Source organism: Actinacidiphila alni (genome assembly GCF_900112845.1).
Taxonomy (GTDB): domain Bacteria; phylum Actinomycetota; class Actinomycetes; order Streptomycetales; family Streptomycetaceae; genus Actinacidiphila; species Actinacidiphila alni.
In genome coordinates this window covers 1-22,254 of sequence record NZ_FONG01000034.1, presented here as the reverse complement: position 1 = coordinate 22,254, position 22,254 = coordinate 1, and the positions used below count along the sequence as shown (strand labels likewise).

Below are 22,254 nucleotides of genomic sequence, written 5' to 3'. Positions count from 1 at the left end.
CACCCGGACGGCCGGTAACCTTGGGGGAATGGCATCCGGCCGCGCGGCCGGGCCGCCCGCCCCCAGGCTCCGTGCACGAGGAAGGCCCCCCGCTGTGGAAAATCCGGTGATCGTCGCCATCGACGGCCCTTCCGGTACCGGCAAGTCCAGCACGTCCCGGGCGGTCGCGGCGAAGCTGGGGCTGAACTACCTCGACACCGGCGCGCAGTACCGCGCCATCACCTGGTGGATGCTCTCCAACGGCATCGACGTCAACGACCCGGTGGCCGTCGCCGACGCCGCGGGCAAGCCCGTCATCGTCGCGGGCCACGACCCGGCGGCCCCCGGCATCACCGTGGACGGCACCGACGCCTCGGGCCCGATCCGCACCCAGGAGGTCACCGCCGCGGTCAGCGCCGTCAGCGCGGTCCCCGAGGTGCGGGCCAGGATGGTCGAGCTGCAGCGGGCCGCCGCCGACACCTCGCCCGCGGGCATCGTCGTCGAGGGCCGGGACATCGGCACCACGGTCTTCCCGAACGCCACCGTCAAGATCTTCCTCACCGCGTCCGCCGAGGCCCGCGCCGCCCGCCGCAGCGGCGAGCTGAACGGCGCGCAGAGCGTCGCGGACACGCGGGCCGCGCTGATCAAGCGGGACGCCGCCGACTCCGGCCGCAAGACCTCGCCCCTGGCCAAGGCCGCGGACGCGGTCGAGGTCGACACCACCGACCTCACCCTCGACCAGGTCATCGAGTGCATCGTCACCCTGGTCGAGGAGAAGCGGGCGACCAGGTGACCGCACAGCACGGCACGGTGCCCGGCCCGCGCGGAGCGGCCGTCGGACGCCGGATCGGCATCGTCCTCATGAACGGCCTGTGGCGGCCCCGGGTGCTCGGCGCCTGGCGGATCCCGGCGCAGGGCCCGGTCATCCTCGCGGGCAACCACTCGCACAACATCGACGGCCCGATGCTGATCGGCATCTCGCCGCGCCCGCTGCACTTCCTGGTGAAGAAGGAAGCCTTCGTCGGACCGCTCGACCCGTTCCTGCGCTCCATCGGGCAGGTGGCGGTCGACCGCGAGAGCGCCGACCGTACGGCGATCACCGCGGCGCTCGGCGTCCTGGAGCGCGGCGGTGTGCTCGGCATATTTCCCGAGGGCACCCGGGGCGACGGCGACTTCGCCCAGCTCCGGTCCGGCCTGGCGTACTTCGCGGTGCGCTCCGGCGCGCCCGTCGTGCCGGTCGCCGTCCTCGGCAGCACCGTCAAGGGCCGGGCGATCCGCGGACTGCCGCCGCTGCGCTCGCGGATCGACGTCGTCTTCGGCGAGCCCTTCGACGCGGGCGACGGCAGCGGGCGGCGGACCCGCAGCGCGATGGACGCCGCGACGCTCCGCATCCAGGAGCGGCTCACCGCCCACCTGAAGTACGCCAAGCAGACCACCGGCCGCTGAGGACACGTACGCACGGAAACGCAACGCACCGACACGTACGTACGGACACGCACGGACACGCACGGGACACACACGCAAGCGCGGGGATTCGCGCAGGCCGAACCACGCAGGCTGCACCACACTGGTGACCGCAGCCACCACTGTTGATCGACGGAGAGACCCCATGGACCACGCAGACGAGCACACCGAGCACGGCGGGACCGGCGCGCTCGGTGACGCCGAGTACGCCGAGTTCATGGAGCTCGCCGCCGAGGAGGGCTTCGACCTCGAAGAGGTGGCCGACGACCTGGCCGAGGCCGGGCACGGCCCGCTGCCGGTGCTGGCCGTGGTGGGCCGTCCCAACGTCGGCAAGTCGACCCTGGTCAACCGGATCATCGGCCGCCGCGAGGCCGTCGTCGAGGACCGGCCGGGCGTCACGCGCGACCGCGTCACGTACGAGGCGAACTGGAACGGCCGCCGCTTCAAGATCGTCGACACCGGCGGCTGGGAGCAGGACGTCCTCGGCATCGACGCCTCCGTGGCCGCGCAGGCCGAGTTCGCCATCGAGGCCGCGGACGCCGTGGTCTTCGTCGTGGACTCCACCGTCGGCGCCACGGACACCGACGAGGCGGTCGTACGGCTGCTGCGCCGCGCGGGCAAGCCGGTCGTGCTCGCGGCCAACAAGGTGGACGGCCCGTCCGGCGAGGCGGACGCCGCCGCGCTGTGGAATCTCGGCCTCGGCGAGCCCTTCCCGGTCTCCTCGCTGCACGGCCGCGGCACCGGCGACCTGCTGGACGAGATCATCGCCGTGCTGCCCGAGGCACCCGAGATGACCTTCGGCGACGTCATCGGCGGCCCGCGCAGGATCGCGCTGATCGGCCGCCCCAACGTCGGCAAGTCGTCGCTGCTGAACAAGGTGGCCAACGAGGACCGGGTGGTCGTCAACGAGATCGCGGGCACCACCCGCGACCCGGTCGACGAGCTGATCACGCTCGGCGGCATCACCTGGAAGTTCATCGACACCGCGGGAATCCGCCGCCGCGTCCACCTCACCGAGGGCGCGGACTACTACGCCTCGCTGCGGACGGCGGCGGCGCTGGAGAAGGCCGAGGTCGCGGTCATCCTGGTGGACGCCAGCGAGACGCTGGCCGAGCAGGACACCCGGATCATCACGATGGCCGTCGAGGCGGGCCGCGCGGTCGTCATCGCGTACAACAAGTGGGACCTGCTGGACGAGGAGCGGCGCTACTACCTGGAGCGCGAGATCGAGAAGGACCTCGTCCAGGTGCAATGGGCGCCGCGGGTGAACGTCTCGGCGCGCACCGGCCGGCACATGGAGAAGCTGGTCCCGGCGATCGAGACGGCCCTGGCGGGCTGGGAGACCCGGATCCCGACCGGCCGACTGAACGCCTTCCTCGGCGAACTGGTCGCCGCCCACCCGCACCCGATCCGAGGCGGCAAGCAGCCGCGCATCCTGTTCGGGACGCAGGCGGGCACCAAGCCGCCGCGCTTCGTGCTGTTCGCGTCCGGCTTCCTGGAGGCGGGCTACCGGCGCTTCATCGAGCGCCGGCTGCGCGAGGAGTTCGGCTTCGCCGGTACGCCGATCCAGGTGTCGGTGCGGGTCCGCGAGAAGCGCGGCCGCAAGAAGTAGCGGGCCGCCGGGACAGTCCCGGGGCTAGAGCCCCGGCATCCGGTTGTCGGTACGGCCCGGTGGCAGCGCCGCCGGGCCGTTGCCGTTGCCGCGGTGCCTGCCGGGTGCGTGCGCCGGCCGGTCGGCCGACCAGAAGGAGAAGCCGCTGAACTTCAGTGCCTCCTCGCCCGTACGGTCGCCCGGCAGCGTACGGAAGAGCCTGCGGTACTCCGAGTAGAGCGCGTCGTAGATCGGCGTATCGGTGACACCGTCCTCCCCGGCCGTGTCCTGCGCGCTGCGCATGGGAGGGATGTAGCGCTGGAAGGGGGACCGGGAGGGGGTGTCAGAGGTGTGCACGTATGTGCCAACGAGCCGGTGTTGTCCGGGATGCGGGCCGGTCGGCCGAATTGCAGATCTTTGACCTGCGAAGCCCTGTCCTTGACCTGCGAAGCCCTGGCCGGTCCGCGGTTTCCCGCGGGACGGCGGGGAGGCGGCGCACCGCAGGGGCGCGCACGAAGATGCCGTGCGCGCCCCTGCCGTACGGGATGTCGGGTCAGGTCCCGGACAGCGGCATCGTCGCGCCCACCAGCAGGCCGCGCGCGCAGGCCCGCGCGAGCGCGTCCCGCATCAGGTCCTCGCGCGGCTGGCGGCCGATGGAACCGGCCGGCGCGGCGTAGACGTACACCTCATTGCTGCGGTTGACCGCGCTCCGCCAGCCGTCGCTGACCTGGAGCGGCTGGTGCGCCTGCCACCAGGCGGTGCCCGGGGTGCCGCCCACGCCGGGCTGGAGCACCGCGTGCAGCCGTCCGGTCGCCAGCAGCACCGACCAGCCAGCCAGCGGCGACGGCGGCACCTCCAGGTCGAGCTGCGGCATGAAGCCCTGCTCGATCAGCAGCGGCAGGAAGTCGTCGCCCGCGCCGGTGGCGCCGACCCGCGCGACCGGTCCTGTCGGCTCGATCACCAGCGCCGGGCGCAGCGTCTCCTCGACGATGATCAGACCGCAGGTGATGCCGAGCACGGCCTGCCGGGGCGGCTCCGCGACGGGCGCCGCGCCCGGTCCCGCGGCGCCTGCCGCCGCGCCCGCGTCGGGGCCACCGATGCTGCGGACCGCGCCCTGCAACTGCTCCTCGGTGACCGGTACGACCTGCGAGGGGATGCAGGCGGCGTGCGCGAAGGCGAGTACGGCCGTCTCGTCGCCCACGAAGAGCACGGTGCTGGTCCGCTCCTGCCCGGTGTCCCCGGGGGTGCGGCAGGACGTGCAGTCGTACGTGCCCGGAGCGTTGGCGCCGTTGAGGAGACGCTGGGTCTCCTCCTCGCCGATCTCGGCTCGTACCTCGTCACTCACATCGAGCATGGGCGGCACGGGAGTCTCCTTGAAGTGCGGTGTGCGGCCACGAATCCGGCCGGAACGCCGGACCTGCCCCGGCGCATAGTGACAACGGACGATCTGTGGTGGGAGTCACGCTTTGCGACGGGATGTATTCCGCTCCCGGTCGCGGTGGGTGAGATTCCCGGCGATTCGCTCACCCTGCGTCGAACAACCGTGTGGACGGCGTGTGTTGGACGTGTGAGGCTCCTCACGACCCATGCCGCGAAGATCGGCATTTAGCACGATACGTGCGCGTCAATCACCCGTAAACACCGTCTTCTTACCGCCGGTAACCCTCAACTGGCCTGCGGCGCACCGGAATTGTTTGGTCCGCGGGGCGCCGACTGTCTAGATTCGCCCGCCGTGTGCAAATCGCACCGCCCGGGTTCGGACGGGCGCCGATCCGTGGGGGAGCGGCGCCCGTTCTCGACGCAAGAAGGCAGTAGCAGGGGGACACCCGGGTCCGTGGAGAGGGAATCCATGGTCGTGAACTGCAAGTTCCGGCATACCGCGCTCGTGACCGGCGTCGCCGCACTGGCACCGCTGGCCGTCGTGGCCGCCGGCGGCAAGGCAGCCGCCGCCGACAGCGGAGTGTGGGACCGCATCGCGCAGTGCGAGAGCGGCGGGAACTGGCACATCAACACCGGCAACGGCTACTACGGCGGCCTGCAGTTCTCCGCCTCCACGTGGCGGGCCTACGGCGGCGGGGCGTACGCGTCCACCGCCGACAGGGCCAGCCGCGAGCAGCAGATCGCCATAGCGACAAAGGTGCAGCGCGCCAGCGGCTGGGGCGCCTGGCCGGTCTGCTCGGGCCGCGCCGGCGCCACCGGCAGCGCCCCCTCCGCGGACGCGCCGAAGCCCTCGAAGCCGGCCGGGAAGTCCACCGGGAAGTCCACCGGCAAGCCGGCCGCGAAGTCGACCACGGCGACGACCGCGCCGAAGCAGCGCACCGAGACCGCCGAGAAGAAGGTCGTACGGCGCACGATGCCGCGCTACGAGCGGGCCACGCCCGCCGACGGCACGGGCCGGACCTCCGCGGACCGCGCCGACCGCAACGCCACCCGCGCCGCCCTGGTCTCCGTCCTGCGCGGCCCCGAGGAGCGGTCGTCCGCCCCGGCCGTGCCCGGCCCGGTCGTCCCGGCCTGGTGGCCGAACTGGTGACGAGCCGTCACCGCGGCGGACGTACGGCCGCGCCGGCCTGAGTCCTGAGCCCTGTGGCCCTGAGCCCTGAGTCCTGTGCCCCGCCCGGGTGTGGTCCACCCGGGTGGGGCACGGGCCGTTCGGAGCGGCGTGCGCCCGATCCGGCGCTCGGGTGTGCTTAGCGTGGGCCGATGAGCGATCAGTCGTCGTATCGTCATATCGTCTCCACCCGCGCCTCGGTGCGGGTCGCGGTGGCCGTCGCCCGCGCCGCCGCCACCCTGGCCGCGCTCGGCGCGGCCGTCCTGCTCCCGGCCGCCGTCGCGCCCACCGCGTCGGCCACGGACGGCGGGACCGCCGCCGGACCGCTGGCCGCGGCGCCCCTGGCAGCGGCGCCACCGGCCGTACCGCGAGCCGTACGCGTACCGCAGTCCGCACGCGTACCGCGAACCGCACCCGTACGGCAGGCGTGGCCCGCGGAAGGCGTGCAGCCGCAGCGGCCCTTGCAGCCGGTCCGGGAGCCGGTCCAGGAGGCCGTCGCCTTCCAGGCCGCGCGGGCCGCCGCCGGGTCGCCGACCGTCTGGGACCGGATCGCGATGTGCGAGAGCAGCGGCAATTGGCACATCAACACCGGCAACGGCTACTACGGGGGCCTGCAGTTCTGGCAGCCCACCTGGGAGCAGTTCGGCGGCCTCGCCTACGCCAGGCGCGCCGACCTCGCCGAGCCGGCCGAGCAGATCGCGGTCGCCGAGGAGGTGCTGAAGGTGCAGGGCTGGGACGCCTGGCCGGTCTGCGCCAAGCGGCAGGGCCTGACCGGCCGCAACCACATCGTGCACACCGTCAGGAGCGGCGAGACGCTCTCCGGCATCGCCCGCTCGTACGCCACCCCCGGCGGCTGGCAGCAGCTCTACCGGCTCAACAAGGCCGTCATCGGCCCCGATCCCGACCGGCTGATCCCGGGCACCGTCCTCACCGTCAACTGACGCCCGCGGGCGCCCTCTCGCCGCTCGTCGGCGCGCGAGCCCCGCGTGCCGACGGGTGCCGACGGGCGCCGTCAGGTGTGCCGACGGGCGGCGCGGCCGAGTTGCTACGGTCGTCGGTGCGGGCCGCCCGGCCCGCACCGACCGGGGGACAGGGACACGGCACCCGCATGCGCATCACGTTCTTGATACACACCACGTACGCGATCGGCGGCACGATCCGCACCGTCCGCAATCTCGCGGCCGAACTGGCCGACGAGCACGACGTCGAGATCGTCTCGGTGTTCCGCGACCGCGAGCGGCCGGAGTTCGACTACGACCCGCGCGTGCGGCTGCGTCACCTTGTCGACATCCGCAAGGGCGCCGCCGACAGTGTCCTGGACGACCCGCGCCATGGGCTGCCGTCCGCGATCTTCCCGTCCTCCGACCGGCGGCACGCCCTCTACAGCCCGATCACCGACGAGCGCATCGGGGAGTGCCTGGCCGGACTCGACACCGATGTGCTGGTCGGCACCAGGCCGGGCCTGAACGTGCACCTCGCCCGCCAGGCGCCGCGCGGCATCGTCCGGGTCGCCCAGGAGCACCTGACGCTCGACACGCACTCCACGCGCCTCGTGCTGGCCCTGCGCCGCCACTACCCGGCCCTGGACGCCGTCACGACCACCACCGAGGCCGACGCGGCCGTCTACCGCCGCCGGATGCCGGGCGTGCGGGTCGCCGCCATTCCCAACAGCGTGCCGCCCGCCGCCACCGCGCCCTCGGACTGCGCCGCGCACGTCGTGGTCGCCGCCGGGCGGCTCACCGAGGTCAAACGCTACGACGACCTGATCCGCGCCTTCGCGGCCGTCCGCGACAAGCGCCCCGACTGGACGCTGCGGCTGTACGGCTCCGGGCGCGAGCGCGCCGCACTCGCCGCGCTGATCGCCGAACTCGGCCTGGGCGAGCACGTCCGGCTGATGGGCGCCGTGTCGCCGATCGAGCCGGAGCTGGCCAAGGGGTCCGTGCTGGCCGTCACCTCCACCATGGAGTCCTTCGGCATGACGCTGGTCGAGGGCATGCGGGCCGGTCTGCCGGTGGTCGCCACCGACTGCCCGCTCGGGCCGCGCGAGATCGTCGACCAGGGCGTGACCGGTCTGCTGGTGCCGCCGCGCGACATCGACGCGATCACGGGCGCGCTGCTTTCGGTCATCGAGGACGACGAGCGGCGCAAGGAGATGGGGCGCGCCGCGCTGGCCGCCGCCGGGCGCTACGACCCCGCGCTCGTCGCCCGCCGGCACGTGGCGCTGTACCAGCGCCTGCTGGACGACCGTGCCGCCGCCGGCGCCCGCCCCCGTGCCGCGGTCCGCGCCTCGGCCGGCCGGGCGCTGGGCGCCTTCCTGTCGGCGGGCGACATGACGGGCGCGGCCGTACGGAAGGCCGCCCGCCGGCGCCGGCCGACCGTATAAGAGCGAATCGCTTACCCAATTCCGTGCTCTTCATGCTCACGGACCCGTGAGTAACCGGAGGCATTGCGCAGATGCTGTGCGGGAGTTGTGTGCACCGGGAATTCGGTGACCGGCGGGTAATCGTGGCGGCGGGCAAACCGGGGCCCACGATCCGTGACAGAAATGTGATGATCAAGGTCGCCCGGGTCACCGGAACGCCTACCGTGGCGGTATGTCACACAACCCGCACAATCCACTGAGCCGGCCGAATCCGAGCGACGACCTCGACGCATATCTCGGCCTTGACGCACGGGAGGCCGAGCGCCGGGCCGAGGAGCGGGGCTGGCGGACCGTACGCAGCCTGCCGCCCGGCGCGATCGTCACCATGGAGTACGTCGCCGGGCGGCTGAATTTCACCGTGGACGCCGGTCGCGTCCAGCGCTGCTGGCAGGGCTGAATCCGGCTCCGGGCGCCTTTGAGCGGCTGAGCGGCCCGCTCAGCCCGCGATGCCCCGGCCGCGCACCTGCTGGTGCGCCAGCGGGGTCGTGGGCCTGCCCGGACGCTCGACCGGCGGGCGGCGGCTGCCGACCGGGGTGAGCGGGGTGCGCTCATTGCGGCCGGTGGGCGGCCGGCCGGGCGCGTGCGGGCCGGTGGCGGTCGCCACGGAGGCCGGGCCGGTGGCCGCGGCCGCCGTCGCCGTGGTGGCGCCGCGCGCCCCCGCGCCGACCGTCTCGCGGGGCAGCTGCCCGTCCTCGTCCGAGCCCACGCCGGCACCCGTGACGGTGCCGGGCAGCCCGTCGGCGGGACCGCCCGCCGTTCCCGTCGCCGTCCGCTGCGAGACCAGCACAGGGCCCACGGCCGGGCGCACGGTCACGCCGGAAGTACCCGCGCCGGAGCGCAGCCGGGCCCAGGCGAGCACCAGGAATTCCTCCGCCCGCGCCATGGCGGGCTCGAACCACGGCAGCGCCAGCAGGATCAGCAGCCCCGCGGCCCAGCCGAGCAGCACATCGCTCACCCAGTGCGTACCGAGGTAGACGGTCGTGGCGCCCACCCCGAGCGCGAGCAGCGCGCTCACCACGGAGCCCAGCCTGCGGGCCCGCGGAGTGGTGGCCAGATACGCCAGAACCCCCCAGGTCACCACCGCGTTCGCGGTGTGACCCGAGGGAAATATGTCGCCGCCGGCGAACATCTCGGCGGAGCCCACGGTCGTCGCGTAGTGCGGCCCGAGCCGCCCGAGACCGTACTTGACGGCTCCCACGGTGATGTTCAGCAGCAGCAGGGAGGTGCCGAGGACCAGCAGCGGGTGGAGTGTGCGGTACCGCCACGCGCGCCAGCCCAGCCAGGCCAGCACCATCACGGCGGTGGGCCCGCGCTGACCGAGAACGACGAAATAATCCAGGAACGCGTGGATTTGCGGCCATTGTTTGTAGGGCCGCCAGAGCATGACCTGCCAGTCCAGCGTCACCAGTTTCGAAGTGGTGAGAACGCCCACGACGATCGCCACGTAGACCGCCAGCGTCGAACCGAACAGCCACACACGCGTTCGGCTCATCCGCGGCAGGTCGCGGGTGGTCGGGCGCTCCGCGGGACGGAGACGCTTCTCATCGGTTCGCACTCAATCGACGTTACAGCGTGTGACGGCACAGTTCGGCCGAACGGGCTGCTTTGTAATGACGATGTGATGTGGAGTGCGTCTCATGGACCCTTTGGCGGCCGGGATTGCGGCGGAATACGGGAGCGGCTGGAGTTTATGTTCGGGTGTTGATACTCACAGGATCGGTGCGACACGGCTCTCTTATTTATTGCTTATTTCCCTCACCTTTCTCCGGAGTTTCCCTGCCCCTACCCGCCCCGACGCCTCCGTCCGGCGCCCGCGGCGACGCCCTGGTGACGGCCCGGCGGACACCCGGTGGTGATCAGGTGTCGCGCACCACAGGCCGGGAGCGGGGTCTCGCGTACGCTGACGTCTCACTCGTTCGTGGAGGTATGCGCGTATGGCACGGCCGGTCAGCAGGTGGACCATCCTGTGCGTGCTCTGCGTCAGCCTGCTGATCGTCGCCCTCGACGCGACCGTCCTGCACGTGGCGGTCCCCGCCCTCACCGCCGACCTGCGGCCCGGCGCCCAGGACCTGCTGTGGATCGTGGACGCCTATCCGCTGATCGCCGCCTCCCTGCTGATCCTCTTCGGGACGCTCGGTGACCGGATCGGCCGCCGCAAGGTGCTGCTCATCGGCTACGCGCTGTTCGGCGTCGCCTCCGCGCTGGCCGCCTTCGCCCCGAACGCGCACGTACTGATCGCCGCCCGCGCGCTGCTCGGGGCCGGCGGCGCCATGATCATGCCTGCCACTTTGTCGATACTGCGACAAGTCTTCCCCGACCGCCGCGAGCGGGCGATGGCGATCGGCCTGTGGAGCGCGGTCGCCGCGGTCGGCGCCGCCGTCGGCCCGGTGCTCGGCGGCTTCCTCGTCGAGCACTTCTGGTGGGGCTCGGTCTTCCTGGTCAACATCCCGCTGATGGCGGTGATGTTCGTGGCCGGCCGGGCGCTGCTGCCGGAGTCCCGGGGGAGCACGGACGGCCCCTGGGACGTCCTGGGTGCGGTCGCCGCCGCCCTCGGTGTGCTGGGCGTGGTCCTCGGCATGAAGCGGATCGGCGGCGGCGCGAGCCCGCTGGACGCGTCCGCCTTCGTCCCGCTGCTGGCCGGTGCGGGGCTGCTGTGCTGGTTCATACGGCGGCAGCGCCGCCGCGCGCATCCGCTGATCGACATCCGGATGTTCGACCGGCCCGCCTTCTCCACCGCGGTCGGCTGCATCGTGCTGGCCATGCTCGCGCTGGTCGGCCTGGAACTGATCGCGGTGCAGTATCTGCAACTGGTCCTCGGCCTCAGCCCGCTCCAGACCGGCCTGCGGCTGCTGCCGCTCACCTTCGCCGCGATGGCCGCCGGGCTGTTCGGCTCCCGCATGCTGCACGCCTTCGGACCGCGCCGGATGGTCTCCGGCGGCTTCGTCCTGACCGCCGTGGCCGTGCTCGCGCTGACCGCGATGGGCCAGGGCGACCGGCCCGCGCTGCTCACCACCGCCTCCGTCCTGCTCGGCTTCGGCCTGGAGACCACGCTCTTCGGCGCGTACGAGTCGATGCTCAGCGAATCCGCCGCGCACCAGGCGGGCGGTGCGGCGGCGATCGGCGAGACCTCGTACCAACTGGGCGCCGGGATGGGCATCGCGCTGCTCGGCAGTGTGATGAACGCCGCCTACGCGCCGGGCGTCGCCCACACCCCCGGGGTGAGCGCCGCCGACGGCGCCAAGGCGGGCCGCTCGCTGGGCGAGGCGTACGACGTCGCCGACCGGATCGGCGGCGGTTCCGGCGCGGCGCTGCGGCACGCCGCCCGGCACTCCTTCGTCACCGGGCTGCATATGACGCTGCTGGTGAGCGCCGGACTGCTGCTCGGCGGGGCGCTGGCCGCGCTGCGGCTGCCCCGCGTCATGGAGTGCGGCGGCGAGAAATGGCCGGCCGAACTCGAACCGGCGCTCGCGACGCGTGCCGAGCCCGCGACGGCGGGCCGGTCTGGACGCGCGGCGCACTGATCCGTAACGTCGGCGCCGAGCCGTGGGTCACTACCAGCGCTGGTTTCCCCGTGCGCACCCTCACCCTCTTCTGCCGTGCCGGAGGTCCACCCGCCATGCCCGGAGCCGCAACCCCGCCCTTCGACCCGTACGACCCGCTCGGCCTGGACGACCTGCTCACCCCCGAGGACCTGGCGATCCGCGACACCGTACGGAAGTGGGCCGCCGACCGTGTCCTGCCGCACGTCGCCGAGTGGTACGAGCGCGGCGAGCTGCCCGGCATCCGGGAACTGGCCCGCGAACTGGGCGGCATCGGCGCCCTCGGCATGCCGCTGACCGGCTACGGCTGCGCGGGCGCCACCGCCGTCCAGTACGGCCTGGCCTGCCTGGAACTGGAGGCCGCCGACTCCGGCATCCGCTCGCTGGTCTCGGTGCAGGGCTCCCTCGCGATGTACGCCATCCACCGTTACGGCTCGGAGGAGCAGAAGCAGCGCTGGCTGCCGTCGATGGCCGCGGGCGAGGTCATCGGCTGCTTCGGCCTGACCGAACCCGACCACGGCTCCGACCCGGCGGCGATGCGCACCCGAGCGGTACGGGACGGCTCCGACTGGGTGCTGAGCGGCCGCAAGATGTGGATCACCAACGGCTCGGTCGCCGGGGTCGCCGTCGTCTGGGCCCAGACCGCCGACTCACCGTCCGGCATCCGCGGCTTCGTCGTCCCCACCGACACCCCCGGCTTCTCCGCCCCCGAGATCCACCACAAGTGGAGCCTGCGCGCCTCGGTCACCAGCGAACTCGTCCTGGACGACGTACGGTTGCCCGCCGACGCCGTACTGCCCGAGGTCGGCGGACTGCGCGGCCCGCTGAGCTGCCTCAGCCACGCGCGCTACGGCATCGTGTGGGGCGCGATGGGCGCCGCCCGCAGCAGCTTCGAGGCCGCGCTCGACTACGCCAGGACCCGCGAGCAGTTCGGCCGGCCGATCGGCGGCTTCCAGCTCACCCAGGCCAAACTGGCCGACATGGCGGTGGAACTGCACAAGGGCGTCCTGCTCGCCCACCACCTGGGCCGCCGGATGGACGCCGGCCGGCTGCGCCCGGAACAGGTCAGCTTCGGCAAGCTCAACAATGTGCGCGAGGCGATCGAGATCTGCCGCACCGCCCGCACGATCCTCGGCGCCAACGGGATCTCGCTCGAATACCCCGTGATGAGGCACGCGACCAACCTGGAGTCCGTGCTCACCTACGAGGGCACGGTGGAGATGCACCAGCTGGTGCTGGGCAAGGCACTCACCGGACTCGACGCCTTCCGCGGCTGAGGCGGCGGCGCGGTCCGGTGAGGGCCCTGTTCAGTTCTGGTTGAAGAAGCCGTCGCCGCCGCGCTTGGCGTCGGCGTTCATCACCGAGTAGTCGGCGGGGGTGAGCAGGAAGACGCGGGTCGCGACGCGCTCGATGGAGCCGCGCAGGCCGAAGGTGAGGCCGGCGGCGAAGTCGACGACGCGCTTGGCGTCGCTCGGCTCCATGCCGGTGAGGTTCACGATGACCGGGACACCGTCGCGGAACAGCTCGCCGATGCCGCGCGCGTCCCGGAAACCGTCCGGGGTCACGGTGGCGATCCTGCGGCCCTGCTCCTCGGCGGTCTCGGTGGCCACCCGCACCCGCGGGTCGGTCACCCACGTGTCAGCACGCTCGGAGCCCTCGCCGTAGTCGGCGTACTCCTCGTCGTAGTAACCCTCGCCGCCGTTGTCGTCGACGAGGCCCAGCCAGGCACTCGCCCGTCGAACCGATCCCATGGACGCCTCCTCTCTCACACGGTCAGTACCGTCCGCAGTCCTATGGTCGTCCATGATGTGGATGATGTGCCAAGCGGATTGCCGCCACCCAGGCGACTTGTGACGGTACTGGCACACACGATAGTGGCGGATCGTCAGGTGGCCACAGGTGTCTGCAAGGTGACGATCCGATGGGAACGCCCTCCTCGTCCGGGTGACGGGCAGGGCCGTACGGCCCTACGCGTGTCGCGCGGAGGGTACGCGGGCGGCGATCGGCGGTCCCGCGAGCGGCTCCGCGGGACCCTTTCCAGGTCAATCGACCCCTGGTCAGCGGGGGATTGGCGGTAGCATGACCGCCGATCGCCGGGGGAACGTCAACGGGGGAGTCATGTTCGGGATCATCAGGCCGTGCCGGCACCGTATGTCCGAGGGTCTGGCCGCCTCGTGGCTCGCGCACTTGTGCGGGCTGTGTCTCGCTCTGCGGGACGGACACGGGCAGTTCGCCAGGATCGCCACCAACTACGACGGGCTGATCGTCTCGGTGCTCGTCGAGGCGCAGACGGCGGCGGGGGCCGACGGCGCCGCCGGCCGGCGCAAGGCCGGACCGTGTCCGCTGCGCGGCATGCGCACCGCGCCGGTCGCGATGGGCGAGGGCGCGCGGCTGGCCGCGGCGGTCTCGCTCGTGCTGGCCTCGGCGAAGATGCGCGACCATGTCGAGGACGCCGACGGGGCGTTCGCGCGGCGGCCGGTCGCCGCCGCGGCCCGGGGCGTGGCCCGCCGCTGGGACCGGGCGGGCGCGCGGACCGGCGACAGCCTGGGCTTCGACACCGCGGTGCTGCTCGACGCGGTCGGCCGGCAGGGCGCGATCGAGGCGGCGGCCGGCCCCGGCACCTGTCTGCTGACGGTCACCGAGCCCACCGAGACCGCGACCGCCGCGGCCTTCGCGCACACCGCCGTACTCGCCGGACGGCCCGCCAACCGGGCGCCGCTGGAAGAGGCCGGGCGGCTGTTCGGGCGGCTCGCGCATCTGCTGGACGCCGTCGAGGACCTGGCGGAGGACACCCGTACCGGCGCCTGGAATCCGCTCACCGCGACCGGCACCGACCTGACCGAGGCCCGGCGGCTGTGCGACGACGCGCTGCACGGCATACGCCTGGCGCTGCGCGACACCGACTTCGCCGGCTCCTCCTCGGGCCGGCTCACGCATGTGCTGCTCGTCCACGAGTTGGGGCGGTCGGTGGACCGGGCCTTCGGCACCGGCGGCTGCTCGCACGTCGGCACGGCGCCGTCCGCCGCCTCGCCCCCGCCGGGCGGCAACCCGTACGCGCCGCCTCCGCCGGGCGGCAATCCGTACGGGCCCTACGGTCCGGGGCAGAGCCCGTACGCGCCGGGCGGTCCCGGCGGCCCCGGGGGATTCCCGCCGCCGCCCGAACCGCCGCGCAGGCGCGGGCTGATCATGGGCTGCCTGGTGTACGCCGGCATGTGCTGCACCTGCGAACTGTGCTGCCGCGAGCACGACGACCCGTGGAGCGGACAGCGCCGCGACTCCTGGTGCAGCAACTGCGACTGCGACGGCTGCTCGGACTGTTGTGACTGCTGCGATTGCTGTGATGGCTGCGACTGTTGCGACTGCGGGTGCGACTGCTGAGCCGGTGACGGCGGGTCCGTGAGCGGGAGGTGTGTTCCGGGGTAGGGGTCCGGAGACGTGATCCGGTGGTCGCGGGGTACGCCCGAGGGAGGGCGGCGAGCGGCGGGCATGCGTGTGTGAGGACGGGACGATCCGTCGGAGAAGGTCAGCCGCGACGACAGGAGGCGGACCACACCCGACCGAAGTCGATGTGGCCGCGAGTGACGAGCCGACAGCTACGCATGCGCACAGTGCAGCAGCCGGGCCGCCGATCCGTCAACCGCGCTGAGACGCGCTGTCCAGCACCTGGACATGCTTGACAGCGGGCGACGGCGTCGGCATAGCCTCGTGCCAAGCCCTGGTGGGCGCCGCCGCGTTGAGGGACGCGGCGGCCTGTGTGAAGACGACTCCCGTGCCCCTTCCGCGCGTCCACGGAGCCTTCGCATGTCCGCTGCCTTCTCTCCCTCGTCCTCCTCCGCCTCTTCGGCTTCGCCTGCCTCCCCTGCCGCGTCCTCGGGCCCGCCCGCTGCCGGTATACCCCTGCCGCCCGCACCCGCCGTCCGGCGCCGTACCCGTACGCTCCACCTCGCCGCGTCGATCGACGGCCCCGACCCGTACGAGGCGGCCGCGTACGTCGAACTCGCGCGGCTCGCGGAGGGCGGCGCGCTGGACTTCGTCACGGTGGACGACTGCGGACCGGACTGCGGACCGCCGGAAGGACCGGGCCCGGGCGGCGCCGGTACGCGGCCGGGGCCGCTCGACATCCTCGCCGCCGTCGTGCCCGCGACCGGCCGGATCGGGCTCGTCCCCACCGTGACCGCGGGGACCGCGGGGGCCGGGGGAGCGGCGGACGCCCGCCGGATCGCCGCGGCGGTCGGCGCGCTCGACCGGGCAGGCGGCGGCCGGGCGGGCTGGACGCTGCGGCCGGCACCCGGCCCGGCCGGCCCGGACGAGGCGCGGTGGCGGGCGGCGGAGGCCGTCGCGGTGGCGGTCGCGCGCGAGTGGGGCGCCGCCGCCGGCCCCGGGGCGCCGCGGAATGTGCCGGTCACCGCGGTGGACGCGACGGAACCCGGCGCGCGCGGACTCGCCGCCCGGCACGCCGACATCGCCTTCGTCCGCGCCGCCAACCCCGGCCGCGCCGGGCTGATCCGCGACGAACTGCGGGCGCTGGCGACCGGGGCCGGCCGCGATCCGGACCGGCTGCTGGTGCTCGCGGACCTCTGCGTCGATCTCGGCGGAGGTGAACTCGGCCCCGAACCCGGCGTCGAGATCACGCTCGCACCGGACGGCGCGGGCCGCGTGCTGTTCGGCGGCGGCCCCGTCGACCTGGCGGAACTGATCGCCGAGTGGCAGCAGGAGGGCGCGGTCGACGGCTTCCGCATCCGGCCGGTGGAGCCGCGCCGCGACCTGGAGCGCTTCGTCAACGGCACCGCCGCGCTGCTCCAGCACCGCGGTCTGTTCCGTTCCTTCCACCCGGGCGCGACCCTGCGCGAGCACCTCGGGCTGCACCGCCCGCCGCCGAGGCCGTGATCCGGACCGTGGTGAACGCCGCCCCGCCGTACCCGGGAGCCCTGCCCGTGCCCGTGCCCGTGTCCGTGTCCGGGAACCTGCTGCTCGTACCCGAGAACCCCCACGTACCCGAGAACCCGCACGTCACCGCCGCGTGAGCGCGTCAGCCCGCGCGGCCCGTATGGAAGGCTTGGTCGTCATGAGCGCAGAAGCAGAAACGGTTCTTGCCTGGAAGCGGTGGCACGAGCGACGGGTGGAGACCGTCTCGGCGCCGTACGGCCCGCTGGCCCTGATCGGGACGTACTGGCTCGACGATCTCGACGGTGCCGGGGAGGGCGGCGAGGGCGGGACGATCCCCGGGCTGCCCGGCCGCTGGCGGCAGCGCGACGGGGCCGTGGTGCACGAGGTGGACGGCGTGGCCACCACCCTGGAGGCCGAGGGCGAGCCGCTGATCCTGCCCGACGGCCGCAAACTGCTGGCGATCGTCCGCGAGGGCCTGCTCGCCGTCCGGGTCTGGGACCCCGAGTCGCCCGCCCGCCGCGCCTTCGCGGGCATCGCGGCCTTCGAGCCCGACGAGCGCTGGGTGGTGCCCGCCGTCTTCCGCCCCTTCGACGCCGAGGGAGGCGTCCGTACCGTCCGGGTGCCGAACGCGGACGGCAAGGAGCGCGGCCTCGGCCTCGGCGGCGAACTCGCCTTCACCGTCGACGGCACCGAGCACACCCTCTCCGTCACAGTCGAGGACAGCGGTCGGCTGTGGGCCGTCGTCGCGGACGCGACCAGCGGGGCCGCGTCCTTCCGCTTCCGTTTCCTGTACGCGCCGGCGCCGGCCGCCGACGGTTCGCTGACCCTGGACCTGAACCGTACGACGCTGCCGCCGTGCGCCTTCGCGGACGCCTTCATCTGCCCGTTCCCGCCGCCCGGCAACACACTGCCGTTCGCGCTCGAAGCGGGGGAGCGGGCCGTTCTCACCGCGTGACTCGTTCTCACCGGATGAGTCCCACGGACTGAGACGGCGTCACATCCGGTTGCCCCGGCGGTTTTCCGGCCGCCGGGGCACCGCCGTGTCGCGGTGGGACGCGGGGAAATCGGGGGTGCGCACGGCTCCTGAGCGGCCAACACGCCTTCCTTGAACAGAGCTTGGGAAGATCTTGGGTGGGCCATGGGTGGACGCGCGGCGGGATCGCCCGGCCGAAACGCGCCCTTGTGTGTTGCCTGTGGGGTCTGAATACTCCCATGGGTACTTGTCAGGCACATGAGGCGTTCGACTATCGGTGCGCGCCTGACGGTACATCGACAAATCCCCCCGCCCCCTCCACCCCCACAGGAGGATCCGAGTGAAGACCAATCGGCGCATACAGCTGCTGGCCGTCACCTCCGGCCTGATAGCCGCCACCGCCATCGCGCTCCCCGCGGCGAGCGCGGCCCCCGCGGCCAAGGCCACCCCCGAGAAGGCCGCCACCCTCGTCGCCCACCTGGGCGCCGACAGCACCGCGGGCACCTACTACGACACGGCGAGCAGGACCACCGTCGTCAACGTCACCACCCAGGCCGCGGCCGACTCCGTCCGCGCGGCCGGCGCCACCCCCCGCCTGGTCACGCACAGCGCCGCCCAGCTCGCCAAGGCGGGCGACGCCACCAAGGCCGCCGACGTCGCGGGCAGCGCCTGGTCCGTCGACCCGCGCAGCAACACCCTGGAGATCAACGTCGACAGCCGGGTCACCGCCGCCCAGCTCGCGCAGCTCAAGAAGTCCACGGCCGGGTACGGCGACGCCGTGCACATCACCCGGGTCGCGGGCACGTTCAGCCCGCTGCTGTCCGGCGGCGACACCGTACAGACCACCCAGTGGCGCTGCTCGGTCGGCTTCAACGTCCGCAGCGGCAGCACCTACTACTTCCTGACCGCCGGTCACTGCACCGAGGGCAAGCCCGCCTACTACACCGGCTCCGGCACCTACATCGGCCCGACGACCGGGACCAGCTTCCCGGGCAACGACTACGGCATCGTCCGCTACGACTCCTCCGTCGCCCACGACGGCACCGTCGGCAGCCAGGACATCACCAGCGCCGCCAACGCCTACGTGGGCGAGTCCGTCAAGCGGCGCGGCTCCACCACCGGCATCCACAGCGGCACCGTCCAGGCGCTCAACGCCACCGTGAACTACGGCGCCGACGGCATCGTCTCCGGTCTGATCAAGACCAACGTCTGCGCCGAGCCCGGCGACAGCGGCGGCTCCCTCTACGACGGCACCAAGGCCATCGGCCTGACCTCCGGCGGCAGCGGCAACTGCTCCTCCGGCGGGACGACCTACTTCCAGCCGGTGACCGAGGCGCTCAGCGCGTACGGCGTCAGCGTCTACTGATCCCCGTCCTCTGATCCCGTCTTCTGATCCCCCTCGGGATCCTTCGAAGTTCCTCCGTGGCCGGCGCCCCCACCGCACCCTGCGCGGTGGGGGCGCCGGTTCGTACAGACTGGACGGCATGCTGGAAACGTCGGCGCGGCTGCTGCGCCTCCTCTCGCTGCTCCAGTCGCGCCGCGACTGGACCGGGCCCGACCTCGCCGAGCGGCTGAACGTCACCCCGCGCACCGTCCGCCGCGACGTCGAGCGGCTGCGGGCGCTCGGCTACCCCGTGCACGCGGCGCCCGGCACCGCGGGCGGCTACCGGCTCGGCGCGGGCGCCGCGCTGCCGCCGCTGCTGCTCGACGACGAGGAGGCTGTGGCCGTCGCGCTCTGCCTGCGCACCGGGGCGGGCGGCAGCGTCGAGGGCATCGAGGAGACCTCGGTACGGGCGCTGGCCAAGCTGGAACAGGTGCTGCCGTCCCGGCTGCGGCACCGCGTCCAGGCGATGCAGGCGATCACCGTACGGCCGCGCGGCGCGGGCCCGACGGTCGGTCAGGAGGTGCTGACCGTGATCGGTGCCGCCTGCCGGGACCGCGAGCGGCTGCGCTTCGACTACCGCGACCACAGCGGCGCGGCCAGCCGCCGGGCGGTCGAGCCGTACCGGCTGGTGCACCACGGACGGCGCTGGTACCTGCTCGCCTACGACGTCGACCGCGCCGACTGGCGGACCTTCCGGGTCGACCGGATCGAGCCCAAGACGCCCACGGGGCCGCGCTTCACACCCCGTGAACTGCCCGAGGACGCCGCCGAGTACGTCGCCAAGGGCGTCACCTCGCGCGCGTACCGCTTCCAGGCGCGGATCGTGCTGCACGCGCCCGTCGGCACCGTCCAGCAGACCTGGGCGGGTTTCGGCACCGTCGTCCCGCTCGACGCGGACACCTGCGAACTGACCACCGGCTTCGAGTCGTTGGACGCGCTGGCGATGTTCGTCGGCATGCTCGGCGTGGACTTCGAGGTGCGGGAACCGCCCGAACTGGCCGACCACCTGCGGGTGGTGGCCCGGCGGCTGTCCCGCGCGGCGGACCCCCCGCGCGGCACGACGTCACGCTCGCCGGGGTAGGCGGTGGCGTACGGGCGCGCCACGGGCGGTACGCGCCGCGCGGTGCGGGTCAGTCCAACGGGCCGCTGGTGGCGCCCTGTTCGCGGCCCCAGCCGTACGCCCGGTCGGCGCGCAGCGAGATCACCAGCCGGCGGTCGGCGACCATCGCGGCGCGGTACTCGTCCCAGTCGGGGTGCTCGCCCTGGATCGCGCGGTACAGCGCGATCAGCTCCTCCACGGTGTCGTCGTGCGGATCAGCGGCCACCGGGGTCAGCCCGGCGTCGCCCTCGGCGACCAGATACGCGCCGAGGTCGGGCGTGGAGACGTAGAAGCTGGCCCGGGGGTCGCGGCGCAGATTGCGGGTCTTGGCGCGGTCGTCGGTCGCCGAGATCCGGATCGTCCGGGTCGGGTCGTCGTAGTGGAACGACACATTGGACAACTGCGGGCGTCCGTCCCGCTTCAGCGTGACGAGCACGCCGTTGCGCTGCCGCCGGAGAAGGTCGAACAGCGGGTGGGCGGCTGATTCCTGGCTCATCGTTGCTCACTTCCGGTCGGTGGTGGTTCCGGTCGGTGGTGGTTCGGTCGGTGGTGTTCCGGGCCCTGCTCGGTGAGGGGGGAACGCTGTCGTCGCGGCGCCGATTCCGCGTGGGGTGGCCGTGCGGGTCATCCGCCGAGCGGGAAGACGGTGTCCTCCGCCCACCGCGTCCCGTCGAAGACCACCAGTCGGACCTCCGCGACCCGGGTCCGCAGCCCCGGCAGCGCCCCGGCGCACTCCTCCTCCACCGCGGCGCACACCGCGTCCGACTGGCCCTGCGCGACGGTCAGATGGGGCGCGGGATCGCCGAAGGCGCCTCCGTACGGCGGGGCCTCGGGCCAGCGCGCCACCACGGCCGAGGTCAGCGCCCGTACCGGTCCGTCCGGCTCCGGCGCCAGCCACAGCAGGCCGGGGAAGCGGCCGAAGCGGGGGAAACGCACCTCGAACGGGGCGTGCCCCGTGAAGATCCCCGCCAGCTCCGCCCGTGTCCGCGCGTCGATCCGTCCGGCGGGCAGGAACGGATACAGCACGGTGAGATGCGGCGGCACCCCCTCCGCCGCGACCGGGTCGTACCGTTTCCTGACCTCGCCCACCACGGTTTCCGCCTCCGGGACCACCGCCACCAGAGCGGTGGTCCCGGCCGGGCGCCGCCGCCCGCCCGGCCCTGTTTCTTTCTCCGCCCCCGTGTCTGTTCCCGTTGTTGTTTTCGCTTCCGCGTGCGGCTCACCCATGCCCCGCATCGTCCCCCGCCCGGTGTGCCCGCCGCCATCGAACACTCCGGCTCGCGGCGACGGCGCGACAACTTGCCGCGCTCGAACGATTGTGCGAATGTCGGGGGCATGGGTGCAGTGCTGGCGGCGGACGATCGGGCAGGGCGCGGTGGAGCCGCCGGACCTGGGGGTTTGTGGGATTCTCTGCTGCCCGGCGGACGGTTGCGGGCGGGCACGGTGACCACCGTCGGCGGGGACAACGGGCTGCTGCTCGCCCTGGCCGCCGAGGCCGTACGGCGGCGCCCGGGGGCCGGATGGGCGGCCGTGGGGCTGCCGTCCCTGGGGGTACCGGCCGCGCGGGACGCCGGTCTGGACGCGGGGGCGGGACTGTGGGTGGACACACCCGGCGGGCGCTGGCCGCAGGTGCTGTCGCTGCTGATGTCGGCGGTACCGGTGATCCTGCTCGGCGCGTACGGGACGGTGCCCGGCCGGGTCACCCGCCGGGTGGCGGGGCAGGTGCGGGCCCAGGGGGCGGTACTGCTGGTGGCCGGCCCCTGGGAGGGCGCCGACCTGCGGCTTCGGGTGGCCGAGGCGCGGTGGTACGGGCTCGACCGCGGGCACGGTGTGCTGCGCCATCGCCTGGTGACGGTGGAGGCGTCCGGGCGTGGCGTTGCGGGCGGTGCCCCGCGCCGGACGCAGTTGTGGCTGCCCGGCCCCACCGGGGCAGTGATGCCCCCGGAGTCGGAGGACGAGCTGCCCGGCGAGCTGGTGCGGCGGGACCGGGTCCTGCGCGTGGCGGGGTGAGTCGGCGTGCGGGTACTGGTGTCGTGGATACCGGACTGGCCGGTGATCACCTCCGGGCTGCCGGCGGGGGAGCCGGTGGCGGTGCTGTCCGGGGACGGGCGGGTGGTGGCGTGTTCCGCCGCGGCCAGGGCGGCCGGGGTACGGCGCGGGATGCGGGTGCGGCAGGCGCGGTCCCGCTGCCCCTGGCTGCGGGTCGTCGAACGTGATCCGGCGGCCGAGACCCGGGAGTTCGAACCGGTGGTGCGGCGGCTGGAGACGGAGGTGATGCCCCGGCTGGAGGTGATCAGGCCCGGCATGGTGGCGGCCCCCGCCCGCGGCCCGGCCCGCTACTGGGGCGGCGAGGCGGAGCTGACCGCCC

At 73.4% G+C, this 22,254-nt stretch carries 22 protein-coding genes; 16 read left to right on the top strand and 6 right to left on the bottom strand.

What is annotated here, in order from left to right; translation table 11 throughout:
* The first annotated feature begins 28 nt into the window (after positions 1–28).
* The 3 genes from cmk (at position 29) to der (ending at position 3,055) form a co-directional block, all read left to right on the top strand.
* Positions 29–772 (top strand): (d)CMP kinase, encoded by a 744-nt coding sequence (gene cmk / locus BM076_RS34145; protein ID WP_093717664.1) that lies wholly within the window; start codon positions 29–31, stop codon positions 770–772.
* Complete coding sequence (locus tag BM076_RS34140) at positions 730–1,425, top strand: lysophospholipid acyltransferase family protein (protein ID WP_245796648.1); 696 nt, start codon at positions 730–732, stop codon at positions 1,423–1,425. The genes cmk and BM076_RS34140 overlap by 43 nt, the downstream gene beginning before the upstream one ends.
* 163 nt (positions 1,426–1,588) lie before the next feature.
* Positions 1,589–3,055: a ribosome biogenesis GTPase Der gene (gene der, locus BM076_RS34135; RefSeq protein WP_093717663.1), complete on the top strand. Its 1,467-nt coding sequence runs from the start codon at positions 1,589–1,591 to the stop codon at positions 3,053–3,055.
* 24 nt (positions 3,056–3,079) lie between these two features.
* Here der and BM076_RS34130 read toward each other — a convergent pair whose 3' ends face one another.
* Both BM076_RS34130 and BM076_RS34125 read right to left on the bottom strand, forming a co-directional pair.
* Positions 3,080–3,337, bottom strand: coding sequence for a hypothetical protein (locus BM076_RS34130; RefSeq protein ID WP_093717662.1), 258 nt, complete (start codon positions 3,335–3,337; stop codon positions 3,080–3,082).
* A 250-nt stretch (positions 3,338–3,587) separates the two neighbouring features.
* On the bottom strand, positions 3,588–4,397 hold the full coding sequence (locus BM076_RS34125) for a hypothetical protein (RefSeq protein ID WP_093717661.1): 810 nt from the start codon (positions 4,395–4,397) through the stop codon (positions 3,588–3,590).
* A 486-nt stretch (positions 4,398–4,883) separates the two neighbouring features.
* Between BM076_RS34125 and BM076_RS37850 the strand changes: the two genes are divergently transcribed.
* The 4 genes from BM076_RS37850 (at position 4,884) to BM076_RS34105 (ending at position 8,401) form a co-directional block, all read left to right on the top strand.
* Entirely contained in the window at positions 4,884–5,564 is a 681-nt protein-coding gene (locus tag BM076_RS37850; protein WP_245796655.1) for a transglycosylase family protein, read from the top strand.
* A gap of 170 nt (positions 5,565–5,734) precedes the next feature.
* Complete coding sequence (locus BM076_RS38250) at positions 5,735–6,523, top strand: LysM peptidoglycan-binding domain-containing protein (RefSeq protein ID WP_093717660.1); 789 nt, start codon at positions 5,735–5,737, stop codon at positions 6,521–6,523.
* A 167-nt stretch (positions 6,524–6,690) separates the two neighbouring features.
* Positions 6,691–7,965 carry a glycosyltransferase gene (locus BM076_RS34110; RefSeq protein WP_093717659.1) on the top strand — a complete coding sequence of 425 codons (1,275 nt, stop codon included), beginning with the start codon at positions 6,691–6,693 and terminating at the stop codon, positions 7,963–7,965.
* A gap of 211 nt (positions 7,966–8,176) precedes the next feature.
* Complete coding sequence (locus BM076_RS34105; RefSeq protein WP_093717658.1) at positions 8,177–8,401, top strand: I78 family peptidase inhibitor; 225 nt, start codon at positions 8,177–8,179, stop codon at positions 8,399–8,401.
* Positions 8,402–8,440: 39 nt separating this feature from the next.
* Here the strand turns inward: BM076_RS34105 and BM076_RS34100 are convergent, their stop codons facing one another.
* Positions 8,441–9,559, bottom strand: a complete 1,119-nt coding sequence (locus BM076_RS34100) for a phosphatase PAP2 family protein (protein WP_245796647.1) — start codon at positions 9,557–9,559, stop codon at positions 8,441–8,443.
* Positions 9,560–9,938: 379 nt separating this feature from the next.
* Here BM076_RS34100 and BM076_RS34095 point away from each other — a divergent pair, with 379 nt between their 5' ends.
* Complete coding sequence (locus tag BM076_RS34095; RefSeq protein WP_093717657.1) at positions 9,939–11,525, top strand: MFS transporter; 1,587 nt, start codon at positions 9,939–9,941, stop codon at positions 11,523–11,525.
* A gap of 95 nt (positions 11,526–11,620) precedes the next feature.
* Positions 11,621–12,820 (top strand): acyl-CoA dehydrogenase family protein, encoded by a 1,200-nt coding sequence (locus BM076_RS34090; RefSeq protein ID WP_093717656.1) that lies wholly within the window; start codon positions 11,621–11,623, stop codon positions 12,818–12,820.
* Positions 12,821–12,850: 30 nt separating this feature from the next.
* On the opposite strand, the gene BM076_RS34085 is transcribed toward BM076_RS34090, so the two are convergent.
* A complete protein-coding gene (locus BM076_RS34085; protein WP_093717655.1) occupies positions 12,851–13,294 on the bottom strand; it encodes a cell division protein SepF in 444 nt (147 codons plus the stop codon).
* Positions 13,295–13,661: 367 nt separating this feature from the next.
* Here BM076_RS34085 and BM076_RS34080 point away from each other — a divergent pair, with 367 nt between their 5' ends.
* The 5 genes from BM076_RS34080 (at position 13,662) to BM076_RS36940 (ending at position 19,868) form a co-directional block, all read left to right on the top strand.
* On the top strand, positions 13,662–14,921 hold the full coding sequence (locus BM076_RS34080; RefSeq protein ID WP_093717654.1) for a DUF5685 family protein: 1,260 nt from the start codon (positions 13,662–13,664) through the stop codon (positions 14,919–14,921).
* Between the two features lie 423 nt (positions 14,922–15,344).
* Entirely contained in the window at positions 15,345–16,430 is a 1,086-nt protein-coding gene (locus BM076_RS34075; protein WP_093717653.1) for an LLM class oxidoreductase, read from the top strand.
* A 178-nt stretch (positions 16,431–16,608) separates the two neighbouring features.
* A complete protein-coding gene (locus BM076_RS34070) occupies positions 16,609–17,385 on the top strand; it encodes a DUF1684 domain-containing protein (protein WP_093717652.1) in 777 nt (258 codons plus the stop codon).
* Between the two features lie 352 nt (positions 17,386–17,737).
* Positions 17,738–18,769 (top strand): S1 family peptidase, encoded by a 1,032-nt coding sequence (locus BM076_RS34065; RefSeq protein ID WP_407640751.1) that lies wholly within the window; start codon positions 17,738–17,740, stop codon positions 18,767–18,769.
* 118 nt (positions 18,770–18,887) lie between these two features.
* Positions 18,888–19,868 carry a helix-turn-helix transcriptional regulator gene (locus tag BM076_RS36940; RefSeq protein ID WP_177246751.1) on the top strand — a complete coding sequence of 327 codons (981 nt, stop codon included), beginning with the start codon at positions 18,888–18,890 and terminating at the stop codon, positions 19,866–19,868.
* Positions 19,869–19,917: 49 nt separating this feature from the next.
* On the opposite strand, the gene BM076_RS34050 is transcribed toward BM076_RS36940, so the two are convergent.
* The gene (locus BM076_RS34050; RefSeq protein WP_093717650.1) at positions 19,918–20,382 is read right to left on the bottom strand and encodes a PPOX class F420-dependent oxidoreductase; all 465 of its coding nucleotides are present in this window, start codon (positions 20,380–20,382) and stop codon (positions 19,918–19,920) included.
* A gap of 128 nt (positions 20,383–20,510) precedes the next feature.
* Positions 20,511–21,005: a 2'-5' RNA ligase family protein gene (locus BM076_RS34045; RefSeq protein WP_245796645.1), complete on the bottom strand. Its 495-nt coding sequence runs from the start codon at positions 21,003–21,005 to the stop codon at positions 20,511–20,513.
* A 279-nt stretch (positions 21,006–21,284) separates the two neighbouring features.
* Between BM076_RS34045 and BM076_RS34040 the strand changes: the two genes are divergently transcribed.
* A complete protein-coding gene (locus BM076_RS34040) occupies positions 21,285–21,896 on the top strand; it encodes a hypothetical protein (protein ID WP_143120718.1) in 612 nt (203 codons plus the stop codon).
* Between the two features lie 6 nt (positions 21,897–21,902).
* On the top strand, positions 21,903–22,254 hold a 352-nt coding region (locus BM076_RS34035; protein ID WP_456151213.1), incomplete at its 3' end, for a DNA polymerase Y subunit UmuC family protein.